The organism is Lentibacillus sp. CBA3610, from assembly GCF_013373365.1.
Classification (GTDB): Bacteria; Bacillota; Bacilli; order Bacillales; family Amphibacillaceae; genus Lentibacillus.
Genome location: NZ_CP035925.1, coordinates 93812 through 106221, shown reverse-complemented (window position 1 = coordinate 106221; position 12410 = coordinate 93812). Strand labels below are relative to the sequence as shown.

At 40.7% G+C, this 12410-nt stretch carries 10 protein-coding genes; 1 reads left to right on the top strand and 9 read right to left on the bottom strand.

What is annotated here, in order from left to right:
* Positions 1 to 9: 9 nt before the first annotated feature.
* The 6 genes from Len3610_RS00555 to Len3610_RS00530 form a co-directional block, all read right to left on the bottom strand.
* On the bottom strand, positions 10 to 1161 hold the full coding sequence (locus Len3610_RS00555; protein WP_176446230.1) for a CaiB/BaiF CoA transferase family protein: 1152 nt from the start codon (positions 1159 to 1161) through the stop codon (positions 10 to 12).
* A 550-nt stretch (positions 1162 to 1711) separates the two neighbouring features.
* Positions 1712 to 2053: a GntR family transcriptional regulator gene (locus Len3610_RS00550; RefSeq protein ID WP_176446229.1), complete on the bottom strand. Its 342-nt coding sequence runs from the start codon at positions 2051 to 2053 to the stop codon at positions 1712 to 1714.
* Positions 2054 to 2170: 117 nt separating this feature from the next.
* Positions 2171 to 3526 (bottom strand): MmgE/PrpD family protein, encoded by a 1356-nt coding sequence (locus Len3610_RS00545; RefSeq protein ID WP_176446228.1) that lies wholly within the window; start codon positions 3524 to 3526, stop codon positions 2171 to 2173.
* 22 nt (positions 3527 to 3548) lie between these two features.
* Positions 3549 to 4709 carry an acyl-CoA dehydrogenase family protein gene (locus tag Len3610_RS00540; RefSeq protein WP_176446227.1) on the bottom strand — a complete coding sequence of 387 codons (1161 nt, stop codon included), beginning with the start codon at positions 4707 to 4709 and terminating at the stop codon, positions 3549 to 3551.
* Between the two features lie 115 nt (positions 4710 to 4824).
* On the bottom strand, positions 4825 to 6213 hold the full coding sequence (fumC, locus tag Len3610_RS00535; RefSeq protein ID WP_176446226.1) for a class II fumarate hydratase: 1389 nt from the start codon (positions 6211 to 6213) through the stop codon (positions 4825 to 4827).
* A gap of 493 nt (positions 6214 to 6706) precedes the next feature.
* Complete coding sequence (locus Len3610_RS00530; RefSeq protein ID WP_255259722.1) at positions 6707 to 8167, bottom strand: sodium:solute symporter family transporter; 1461 nt, start codon at positions 8165 to 8167, stop codon at positions 6707 to 6709.
* A 153-nt stretch (positions 8168 to 8320) separates the two neighbouring features.
* On the opposite strand from Len3610_RS00530, the gene Len3610_RS00525 reads away from it, so the two are divergent.
* A complete protein-coding gene (locus tag Len3610_RS00525) occupies positions 8321 to 9736 on the top strand; it encodes an amidase (protein WP_176446225.1) in 1416 nt (471 codons plus the stop codon).
* 106 nt (positions 9737 to 9842) lie between these two features.
* Here Len3610_RS00525 and Len3610_RS00520 read toward each other — a convergent pair whose 3' ends face one another.
* From Len3610_RS00520 to Len3610_RS00510, 3 genes are all read right to left on the bottom strand, one after another.
* On the bottom strand, positions 9843 to 10730 hold the full coding sequence (locus Len3610_RS00520) for an NAD(P)-dependent oxidoreductase (RefSeq protein WP_176446224.1): 888 nt from the start codon (positions 10728 to 10730) through the stop codon (positions 9843 to 9845).
* Positions 10731 to 10755: 25 nt separating this feature from the next.
* Entirely contained in the window at positions 10756 to 11136 is a 381-nt protein-coding gene (pcaC, locus tag Len3610_RS00515; protein ID WP_255259721.1) for a 4-carboxymuconolactone decarboxylase, read from the bottom strand.
* 63 nt (positions 11137 to 11199) lie between these two features.
* Entirely contained in the window at positions 11200 to 12363 is a 1164-nt protein-coding gene (locus tag Len3610_RS00510) for a mandelate racemase/muconate lactonizing enzyme family protein (RefSeq protein ID WP_176446223.1), read from the bottom strand.
* Positions 12364 to 12410: the final 47 nt, after the last annotated feature.

The following is a 12410-nucleotide window of genomic DNA, read 5'->3' as shown; positions in this document are numbered from 1 at the left end:
TTGGACAAATTATTTATTAACCTTTCTCATGCCTATTTCGTCTAAAATGTCGTCGGTATGCTCACCAAGAGCAGGAACCGGTTTCATAACTGATTCAACCCCCTTCATCGTAACCGGCGGTATAAGGGCGTTAATCGCTCCCTCAGGTGTTTGTACCTCTTGCCAACGATTCCGTGCAGACAATTGCGGATGATCAAAAAAATTCTTCATATTATTTAGACGCGCGTTTGCAATTTTTGCGTCCTCCACACGTTCAATAACATCATCAGAACTTAAATCTTTAAAACTATCTTCTATCAGTGCTTTCAATTCTGTCCGATTGGCAGATCGTTGTGAATTGTTTTCAAACTTTGCGTCCTCAGCAAGCTCTGGATTTTTCAGTACACGTTCACAAAAATCCTTCCACTCACGCTCATTTTGTAATCCGATAAATACAGTTTTGTTATCACCACATTTGAACGGGCCATATGGATAAATAGTTGAATGACTTGCACCGGTCCGTTTAGGCTCCGTCCCTCCGTACGCAGCATAGTAAGCCGGGTATCCCATCCATTCTCCGAGTGCTTCCAACATAGAGACTTCAATAATTGTACCTTCTCCCGTTTTCGTCCGATTTAGCAACGCTGTTAAAATCCCGGTATAGGCATACATACCAGCAGCTATATCGGCAATGGAAATGCCAGCTTTAGAAGGTGTCTCTTCACTTCCAGTTACGGAAACAAGTCCCGCTTCACACTGGACCAATAAATCATATGCTTTTTTTTCCTCATAAGGCCCATTATTTCCATATCCAGATAAACTGCAAACAATCAATTCCTGGTTTTTTTGGGTAAGTTCCTGTGGGTCAAAACCCATGCGTTCCAAAGCACCAGGCGCCAGATTCTGTACAAGAACATCAGCTTTTTCAAGCAAACGACTGAGTGCCTCTTTTCCTTGCTCTGATTTCAGGTCAAGTTCAATAGATTCCTTCGAGCGATTACACCAGACAAAATGACTGGACATGCCCTTAACTGTCGTATCATAATTACGGGCAAAATCTCCCGCGCCCGGCCTTTCTACCTTTATGACACGTGCTCCCATATCAGCCAATTGCCGAGTTGCAAATGGGACGGCAATTGCTTGTTCCAAGGCAATGACAGTAACACCTTCTAATGGTAACATTCTATTCCTCCTAAATTTTAAAACTTTGCAGAAAGTGCTGAGAATAAAGTGATATTTATTGGATATTGTAATATTGGATACAATATATTTTAGTGTATTTAACATTGTTTGTAAACCCAATTTTAATATTTTTTTGACATTTAACCATATGTAAGCCACTACTTTTAAAAAATAAATCAGACCCTCAGGGAAAATTAGAAAGAGTCTGATTACATCTACGAATTCATTTAAAATCTTTATTATCAAGGAAATGAGCAATTCTTCGCCGGTCCTGCTGATTATGGTGGTCAAAAATTCCACCGCTTTTTCCTCATCTCCATTTAAAACGGCATTTAAAAATATCTTTCATCTCCTTATTCTTTGGATTTGCCCGGGAATAACTTGCGGGATGGTCCTGCGGCAAACCCGCGTGAAACGGTCCGATAAAATCCAAGAAGCCGGGGACTTTGACAAACGGCTGGAAAGCAGCTGATGAAACATTGCATTCCACTCCACGTATTCTTCCCCGTTTGTACCCTCCTTCATGGATTTATGATAAGACTTCAATGCTTCAATTGTCATCTTCAGTTAAAGTTTTCATACTTTTCTCAGAGCCAATGGTTCTAAACCGATCGCAGTTCATAAAATTTCCCTGAATGTCCTTCTTTTTTTGTATCGGTCGGACCACTGCCCCTCTGTGTGGTTCCATTTTAACTAATCCCTCTGTTTCGAGTGTCCTCAAGGCTTCTCGAATGGGCATTCGGCTGACACCAGTCATTTCAGCCAGCTCTGTTTGCACTAATCGCTGACCCGGCTCAAAATCACCTCTCAAAATTGCGCTTCTCAGCACACTGCATACTTGATTATGAAGCATTTCACGGTCGCCTATCCTTAAATCTATTTTCTCAGTCATAATTCAGTCTCCATTTCATTATAAGTGGATATTGTATACTTTATTATATCGTATGACTGGTTTAAATTGAAGGGGTACATCACAATGATTTTCATACTTTAAACTTCTCAAATTGATTTAATCCAGAGATATTTTGCTTAAACCAAGAAGATTTCTTGCAGTCTCCTGTTTTTCTAAGTCCAGAATCCTTTCTGATAATATTTCACGGTCTTCCTCAGACCATATTTTTGTAAGACTCATAAACTTTTGCCGAAGTTCATTATTTGAAACAGCATTTTCCGGGTCGCCACGTGGAGAATCTGTCTCTTTTCTTATGACCTCTCCCGATTTCATATATACTTCTACAATTGCCCCCCACTTCGATGGATACTGGGCATCAATCTCTTGATCTGTTACTACGTCTACGCGCTTCATCAATTCACGTATATTCTCATCCCACAAAGTATCTTCATTAAAGATTTCCAGATTCCCATGTCCCTTCAACAAGGCTAGTGCAGTGCAAAATTGTTGACTAAATTTTGACTGATATTGAGTAACCGGCTTATTATTGTCAGTAATATTTATAGCGACCTGATAGGTTTTCACACTAATACGATCAATATCCTTGATATCTATGTCCCTTTCGTTTGCCAAATCGATCATAAGATCCATGGCCGAATGCGTGTGACGGCAGGAAGCATGTACTTTAAAGGAGTTTTCCAAGATCTTATATTCTTCACCCAAACCATCTGTGATTTTAGATATCTTATAATTCTCACTCATGGATTCAAAAAAGCCACGGTCCCCTTCAAGTATTTTTTTAGCGCCAGTAAAATCTTTTTTTCCTAATAATGCACTAATGACACCGTTCATCGCCGCTTTCCCTGGATGCAATTGTTTTGACATCGCTCCGTCCTCAATGAATTCCCATAGACCCGCAGCCTGGGTTCCAGCACTTCCCAGTGTATTGATGATTTGATTTTCATTTAACTTCAACAATTTAGCCACTGCAGCCGCCGCTCCAAAAGTGCCGCAAGTTGCAGTGTTATGCCAATAATAGTAGTGTGATGGCGATACCGCTTCACCGATTCGGTAACAAACCTCATACCCAATCACAACTGCATTAATCAATTCTTTACCGGACAGGTCTTTCCATTCAGCAACAGCCAAAGCTGCTGGAATCACAACTGTGGCCGCATGAATGATTGATCCCTTATGGATATCGTCCTGTTCAACAATATGACTCGATGCGCCATTAAGCAATGCTGTCTGGGGTACTGAGGAATGGCCTCCGGTAATCAAGGATGCCTGTGACTCGCCTCCCATTTCCCTGACCAATTCATCAATTTTCTGAATCGGTTCCGTTTTGGATCCCGCTATGGCTGAGGCGAAATAATCCAAAATGCATAGTTTCGTGAAATCCACAACTTCCTCAGGCAAATCATCATAATCTGTATCTATGACATAGTTGGCCAGCTTTTCACTTAATTCCATGAAACCTCTCCTTTAAAAAATATTAAAAAGATCTCGGGAGACCTAAGACGTGCTGTCCTATATAAGTTGTAACCAAATTATTGGTTACAGGAGCAACAATGTATAAGCGGGCTTCCCTGAATTTTCGTTCTATGTTGTATTCAGAAGCAAATCCATATCCTCCAAATGTGGTCATCGCTGCGTTAGCAGCTTTCCAGGTCGACTCCGTTGAAAGGTATTTAGCCATATTAGCCTCTGCGCCACAATTTTCTCCGGCATCAAACAAATTTGCTGCCCTATCTCTCATCAGCGCTGCTGACTCAATTTCCATGTACGATTGTGAGATGGGAAATTGGACACCCTGATTCTGACCGATGGGACGGTTAAACACTTCACGTTCATTGGCATATTGGACAGCTTTGTCAATAAAATACTTTCCATCTCCAATACTTTCAGAGGCAATTAAAATACGTTCGGCATTCATCCCGCTGAGTACCTGTTTAAAGCCCTTGTCCTCCTTGCCGATCAAATTTTCTGCGGGAATTTCCGCATTCTCAAAAAACACTTCCGTAGTGGCGTGGTTGATCATAGTGTCTATCGGCCGGATTGCGATATTATTTTTCTGGTCTTTCATATCTAAAATGAACAAACTCAACCCGTCTGTTTTCTTCGCTACCTGATCCTTTGGTGTTGTACGTGCCAACAGAAGCATCAAATCCGAATATTGCGTACGGGATATCCAGATTTTTTGGCCATTAATAATGTATTTATTCCCCTCTCTGACTGCTGTCGTTTCTATACTCGTTGTGTCACTACCTGCTGTTGGTTCTGTAATGCCGAAAGCCTGCAGCCGCAATTCGCCACTGGCAATTTTTGGGAGATATCGCTGTTTCTGCTCCTCACTGCCATGTCTTAATATCGCACCCATTGTATACATCTGTGCATGCCCAGCACCGGCATTCCCCCCGGAGCGATTGATTTCCTCCAATATGACACTCGCCTCATACATGCCAAGTCCCGCCCCACCGTATTCTTCCGGAATGAGTACAGACAGCCATCCTTCTTCTGTCAATGTTTGGATGAATTCCTCCGGATAAGCGTTCTTTTCGTCTGTCTCTCTCCAATACGATTCAGGGAATTCCGCACAAAGTGAACGGACACTTTGGCGGATCAAATTAATTTCTTCATCAGCGCTTACAGTCATATGAACATCCTCCTTTTAGTGGTGGTTAATTAATGAATTGAGTGTATAAAACTTTTACTGATATAGGCTTTTGAAAATAAAATATTAAGTGAGTGCTTTTACTTTAATAGGAAACTCAGCTGATTGGGTGTACCATGTTTGATGGATTGACAATCCTTTCAAACTCATCTTTATCAAGCATATTTAAATTTAAAGCTGATTCTTTTAATGTCAGTCCTTCATCGTGTGCTTTTTTAGCGATTTTAGCTGCATTTTCATACCCGATATGCGGATTTAAAGCAGTGACAAGCATCAAAGAATTTTCCAAGTTTCGTTCAATCACTTCATGATTCGGCTCAATGCCTATTGCACAGTTATCGTTAAATGAATTCATACCATCGGCCAATAGCCTTGCCGATTGTAAAAAATTATAAGCTATCACTGGTTTGAACACATTGACTTCAAAGTTACCTTGACTTGCAGCAATGCCTATCGTGGTATCATTTCCCATCACTTGGGTAGTGACCATTGTTAACGCTTCACACTGTGTAGGATTGACTTTACCCGGCATCATTGAACTCCCTGGCTCATTAACCGGAATGGTGATTTCACCGATGCCACTTCTGGGGCCACTCGCCATCCAACGTATATCATTGGCAATTTTCATCAGATCCGCAGCCAATGCTTTCAATCCACCATGTGTATAGACAACTTCATCATAACTGGTAAGAGCATGAAATTTATTGGAAGCGGGGATAAACGATTTCCCGGTAAAGGATTTAATCTTCTCCAATGCCACCTCGGCAAACCCTTTGTATGTATTCAACCCTGTTCCAACAGCTGTTCCTGCAAAAGCCAATTCTTCCATCTTCCTGTAACTTTCTTTAATCATCATCTCTGATTTCTCAAGCATCCGATGCCAGCCGCTGATTTCCTGGCCCAATGTAATGGGAACAGCGTCCTGTAAATGCGTACGCCCAACCTTCAAAACCTGATCGAAGTCTGCTGATTTTTTTGAAAATGTTTCTTTTAATTTGGAAAGGGCAGGAAGCACATGATCCTCGATGACGGTCACGGCTGCAATATACATCGCAGTTGGGTAATTACAGTTTGAGCTTTGTGAAATGTTCACGTCATCATTGGGATGAATCCATTCCGAACTCCCTTTTTCCTTCAAAACACGATTTCCTCTGTTTGCAATCACTTCATTGATGTTCATATGGGTTTGAGTCCCACTTCCAGTTTGCCATACCAATAATGGAAAATGTCGGTCCAGTTTCCCTTCAATAATTTCATCTGTTGCATCAGAAATCGCTCTAGCCTTTGCAGCACTCAATTGACCAATTTCTTGATTCGCAAGAGCTGCACCCTTTTTCAAAATTGCAAATGCCCTGATTATCTCTTCCGGCATCCGCTCGGTGCCAATTTTAAAATTCTCCAGACTTCTTTGGGTTTGAGCGCCCCAAAACATTTCAGAAGGTACTTGCATCTCACCAAGGGTGTCCTGCTCTATTCTGTACTCCATCAGATAACACCTCGCATTTTATTAAGCGCTTACACACTTTCATGATTACTGATGATTTATAATTGGGCATCATTTGCCATATCCAAAATATACTCTGCATAAAGAATAGTGAATATTGTATCCAATATCAATATAAGTTTATTTCATATTTTATAAAAAGTCAAGTTTTTTCTAACTTTCTAAAATTATGTAGCACACATCGATTACTTAGCAGATTTCTCACGTGGGGATAAAGATAAAGACACTGATGATGGATAATTACATCTTGAAAAAAGAAATGAGGTACGATCAACCTCACTTCTTTTTTCATCTTCGTTTTTATATGATCCAATCATTCATCATTTTCCTGATCGCCAGAGTAATACTTCCACAATAAAAAGCCAAATACTATAAAAGATCCAAGTGTTGAATATAGCCAAATGGACAGCATTGGATTAATCCACAAATAAAACCCTCCTTCCAGTTTCATACTGAATTTCTAATTATCATCCAACTAGTGATGGGATGGGATTTTTATTGTATAAGCCAAAATCCACATCGTAACTATCCCGACCAAAGTAGCCCATCCCCCGGCCGCCAAAGGACTTGATTCAATCCCGGTAAAGACGATAATCAAATAAGAAATCAAACCAATGACCATTGATGCCTCTGCAGAACGTGGCGAAGCTTTTTTGCGGCCAAATATTGCATACATGATTGGTCCAAGTGTTCCAGCCGAAACACCTGAGATTCCAATCCACATCAGATCACCCAGAAAAGGAGGTGGGTTAAGAACAAGTAATGACGCAGCGATACCCACACCAATAACTGCAATCCGGCTTATACGCAAAGCAATTTTATTAACATCTGCTTCTTTTACATTTACAATCCCACGTTTTACTAGAACCTTTCTAAAGATATCGTTTGCAAAAACTGTTGACATCACTACAAATAGCCCATCTGTCGTTGATAAAGCGGCGGCTAAAATAACGACCGCGACAAACGCTGCAAGAATAGCAGGAAGTCCCCACGTCACATATTCAATTAAAGCAAGATCAGGATTATCTAGACCAGGTACTGCCATCCGAGCATAAAGTCCACCGAATAAAACTAGTAAACACAATGCAGAAGCTACAATATAGACAATAATCATTTTTCTTAAATCTTTTTGTTTTTCTAACGATAAAACTTTATTAAACAGTTGTGGTTGTGCTGCAAATGCAAATTGAATAATCATTAAACCAATAACAGCAGAAACAGCATAGTAGTTTGAATCAGGGTTTAGAATTGCAACTAAAGCACCATCTTGTGAACTTAGATTCTCTGATATATTGTTGAAGGCAGTATTAATATTTCCATCACCGAAAAAGTAAATACCTGAGATGAAGACGAAAATTCCAGTTGCCACCATTAGAACTGCTTGTATAGCATCTGTGTAAACATCGGCATAGGATCCGCCAACAAACACATAAATGATGACGATTCCGGCAATCACTATAAGCCCTGTTGAATAACTTAATCCAAGCATCGTCTGGAAGATTTGTGCACCTGCCGAAAATTGTGCAGCGATATAAAAAAGGTTGAATAACATGATAAGCCCAGAGCCCACACGGAGAAAATCACTATTATAATAGTCACCTAGCCAATCCGGCAAAGACAATGATTTTTGAATCGCATTTCTTTTTCTAACCGCTTTTGCTATCGTAATAACACCAAGTGGCGCAGCAACCATAAGTGATAAATAAAGCCATAAATTACTGAATCCCCATGCATAAGAGTATCCCGGATATCCCATAAATGTGGCCGCACTGAATAGGGTGGCTGCCAATGATAAACCTAGAACGTAAGGACCCAATTTTGCACCACTGATGGCAAAGTCTTCGATTGTCTTTGTTTTTCTTGCTGCATAATAACTCACACCTATCATGGCTAACAAGAAAATGGAAAATAATACCCAAAGGTAAATGTTGACCAATCTCCTCCTCCTCCTTGATTAATTTTAAATTTTCTATAATCTTATTAGTCAAAAACATAAATATGTATTGAAACAAAAAATATTTGTATATTGTGGTGTCATGAAAATAATTATGATTCATAGACTATCAACAAATTTAAATGGAGGGATTGGATGGAACCTCTGGAAAACTTTTTGTCAAAAAGTATATCTGAAATAGGAAATGAAATTAGAAATAAAAGGTTGTCAGTTTTTGAAATTGTCAGTGGGCTGCTTGACAGAATAAACAGGTTGGATAAACATCTTAACACTTTTATAACCATTAACCCTGAAGCATTGGAAATGGCAGAAAAAGCGGATGAGGAAATTGGCCTCGGTAAATATAGAGGGCCGCTTCATGGAATCCCAATTGGTTTGAAAGATCTGATTGACACGAAAAGCATTAAAACGACCATGGGCTCCGGAATATACAAAAACAATATACCAAGTGAAGATGCAACAGTTGTTGAACAATTGAAAAAATCAGGTGCCATCATTATCGGAAAGCTGAATACACATCAGATGGCATATGGGCCGACCGGCGATCGCTCGTATTATGGACCTGTGCGAAATCCACATGATCTGTCAAAAATGACTGGAGGTTCTAGTAGTGGATCAGGTGCTGCTGTTGCGGCCTGTTTATGTTACGGTGCATTAGGAACAGATACAAGCGGCTCTGTTCGAATCCCGGCGTCATTTTGTGGGATTGTAGGCATGAAACCAACATATGGTACAGTAAGTAAGCATGGGGTTTATCCATTATCTTGGACATTGGATCACGTTGGACCAATGACACGGACAATTAAAGATAATGCCATCTTGATGAATATATTGCAAGAGTATGATAGAAAAGATTGCGATGCGCTGAGCAGAAAAAATGAAGACTATTCACGTCTTATAGGAAAAAACATCAATAAAGTAAGAATTGGTATACCGAAACAGTTTTATCTTGATAAACTTAATGAAGAAGTTAAAGTAGCGTTCAATAAAACAATCTCTCACCTTAAAGAGTCAGGGGCAGAGATGAAAGAAGTCAATCTATTAAACATGGAAAAACTTTCAGATGCCCAAAAAATCATATTGCGTAGTGAAGCATACGCTACACACGAAAAGAACTTGAATGATTTTCCGGACCTCTGGGATGATGAGGTAAAAGAAAGGTTGATGACTGCTCTTCAAGACAGAGGTTTTGAGTATGCCAATGCATTGAGATTGCGGGATTCAGCAAAAAAGGTGTTCAATGACGCTTTGGAAAACGTTGATGCATTGGTCACTCCCACCATGTCAATATTACCACCAAAAATCAATGAACGGTATTTAAGTCATAATAAAACGGATGATGACCATATCCGTTGGGCCAACATTAAACTTACTGCACCAACCAACTTGAATGGTTTTCCAAGTTTAACATTACCATGTAGTTTTTCCTCGGAGGATATGCCGATTGGTGTTCAACTTATAGGGAGGGAAATGGAAGAGGCAAAACTTTACCAAATAGGATATGTGTTAGAACAGCAATTATCTTTAGATGTAGGAAAACTGAGCATTTGAGCTTTTAAATGCGATTCTTGAATGAATTCACTCAGCAGAATTGAGGAAATTAAATTATCCCTATTGATCAAAGCCTGACCAATAGGGATAATTCCATAACACTATTCTAATCTGTAATCTCAGAACCATACATTTCTTCTATCAGTTTTGCATACTCGGAATGATCCGCGCCCTCCTCACTTCTCGACTGGGCATATTGCCACAACTGATAAACTGTATTCGATATAAAGGCTGGCGATTTTTCATTCCGAATGATATCTGTTGCAATCGTCAAATCTTTACACATCAAATCCATTGTAAAGCCGACGTCAAACTTTCTCGTCAATACGTGCTGCGGAAATTTATTTTCACTTGAGTTGTTTCTCCCGGTACTATGATTGATGACTTCCAGCATTTTACTCGGGATAAGTCCTTTTTTAATGCCAATGGAAAGTGCTTCTGCAGTAATGGCAAATGTTGTCGCAGAAATCAGATTATTCAACACCTTTATGGTATGTCCGGATCCTAGTTTTCCAACATGGGTGATCGTCGATCCAATATCATTGAAAATCACCATACATTCCGTGAAGGTAGCCTCATCTCCACCAACCATCACAGCTAAATCCCCTTCCTCGGCCCTCTGCAAGCCACCACTTATTGGAGCATCCAGCATTCTGATTCCCTGCTTGTCCAATGCTGCACCAATTTCTGTTGTAACGTCTGGAACAGAACTTGTGGCGTCAATCAACACACTCCCAGGTTCCATTACGGTAATAAGACCTTCTTTTCCCAGCACAACGTTTTTTACCACATCAGCATTTGGCAAGACCGTTACAATATAATGGCAGCTCTTCGCGAGATCAAGTGGTGAATCTGCCGTTTTCGCGCCTAATTTGGCAAATTCCGAAAGCAGTTCGGGGTTAATATCATAAACGGATAGTTGATGTCCTTGCCTCATCAACCGTTTAGCCACACGTCCTCCCATATTTCCTAAACCGATCAAACCGATTTTCATCTCGTACACTCCTTAAAATGCTGTCTTATTCATCCTCTTCCGCAAAAACTTGTTGAGCGGTCTTGAAGCTGTCCAAGGCCGCAGGAACACCACAATAAATTGCAGTCTGTAAGAAGATTTCCTGGATTTCTTCTTTTGTAACCCCGTTCCGGAGTGCTCCACGCAAATGAAGTTTTAGTTCATTCGGACGATTCAAAGCCGTCAACATGGCAAGATTAATGATACTGCGTGTCTTTTTCGGCAGCCCCTCTCTTGTCCAGATTTCACCCCAGCAGTACTCAGTAACCAACTCCTGCATGGGTTGTATGAATTCATCCGCATTTGCAAGCGATTTATCAACATACTCTGCCCCCAAAACATCCCGACGAACCTCTAAACCAGCATCAAATTTTTTATTATCCATCATTATTCCCCTTTCAAAAATTAATTTTATTGATAACAGTAATTCAATTGACTTAGTTTTCGGCCGTTATTCAGCCACAGAACGAAGTAACTGAATCAAATCCGATTTTGCTTCGAATCCGACCCCAGGAACTTCAGGCATACGAACATAACCGGATTCGACCGGTACATCATCCGCAAATCCCCCGAACGGCTCAAAGACACCTGGGTATGATTCATTACCGCCCAATCCCAGACCAGCGGCAATATTAAGGGACATTTGATGGCCGCCGTGCGGGATACAGCGGCGGGAGGACCATCCATATTCCTTCAGCATATCCAAAGTGCGCATATACTCAACAAGGCCATAACTTAAAGCGCAGTCGAACTGCAGGTAATCACGGTCCTTCCGCATACCACCATATCGAATCAAATTACGTGCATCCTGCATTGAGAAAAGATTCTCCCCGGTTGCCATCGGATTTTTATAGTGTTTTGACAATTCCGATTGGAGTTCATAATCAAGCGGATCTCCCGCTTCCTCGTACCAAAATAGATCATAGGGTTCCAATTTCTCAGCATATTTGATAGCTGTATCCAAATCAAATCGTCCATTGGCATCGACAGCGAGTGACTTTCCATCCGGAACGATTTCCAGCACCGCTTCGATTCGGCGTAGGTCTTCCTCCAACGAGTTCCCTATTTTCATTTTTACGACCGAATAGCCTTCGTTCAGATAGCTGCGCATCTCATCTTGTAGCTTGACAAGCCCTTTCCCTGGTTGATAATATCCGCCTGCCGCATAAACAAAGACCTTGTCATCTGGGTTCCCATCGCCATATCGATCGGAGAGCAATTGATATAAAGGCTTATCTTCAATTTTTGCGACAGCATCCCAAACAGCCATATCAAGTGTACCCACAGCCACCGAACGTTCACCATGGCCTCCCGGTTTTTCTCCTGTCATCAAAATACCCCAAATTTTATGGGGATCAAGGTTTGACCCATCATCATTTAAGTATTCCTTTGATTCTGCTTCAAGCAACCGGGGGATGAAGCGGTCATGCAATAAACCACTAGGTGCATAGCGGCCGTTTGAATTAAAACCGTAACCAACCACCCGTTTTCCGTTCTTTTCCACATCCGTGGTGATAGCTACAACCGAGGCAGTCATTTTGCTGAAATCAATATAGGCGTTGCTTATGCTTGATTTGATAGGAACCACTTTTTCTTTAATATTCACTATTTTCATATGACAACCCTTCCTTTTCCAATAGATTTCTTTCAAAAAATCAAGTG

Coding starts and splice junctions, on each gene's coding strand:
- Len3610_RS00510 (WP_176446223.1), bottom strand. CDS start 12,363: ATGAAAATAGTGAATATTAAAGAAAAAGTGGTTCCTATCAAATCAAGC.
- Len3610_RS00520 (WP_176446224.1), bottom strand. CDS start 10,730: ATGAAAATCGGTTTGATCGGTTTAGGAAATATGGGAGGACGTGTGGCT.
- pcaC (WP_255259721.1), bottom strand. CDS start 11,136: ATGATGGATAATAAAAAATTTGATGCTGGTTTAGAGGTTCGTCGGGAT.
- Len3610_RS00550 (WP_176446229.1), bottom strand. CDS start 2,053: ATGACTGAGAAAATAGATTTAAGGATAGGCGACCGTGAAATGCTTCAT.
- Len3610_RS00545 (WP_176446228.1), bottom strand. CDS start 3,526: ATGGAATTAAGTGAAAAGCTGGCCAACTATGTCATAGATACAGATTAT.
- Len3610_RS00525 (WP_176446225.1), top strand. CDS start 8,321: ATGGAACCTCTGGAAAACTTTTTGTCAAAAAGTATATCTGAAATAGGA.
- Len3610_RS00555 (WP_176446230.1), bottom strand. CDS start 1,161: ATGTTACCATTAGAAGGTGTTACTGTCATTGCCTTGGAACAAGCAATT.
- fumC (WP_176446226.1), bottom strand. CDS start 6,213: ATGGAGTACAGAATAGAGCAGGACACCCTTGGTGAGATGCAAGTACCT.
- Len3610_RS00540 (WP_176446227.1), bottom strand. CDS start 4,709: ATGACTGTAAGCGCTGATGAAGAAATTAATTTGATCCGCCAAAGTGTC.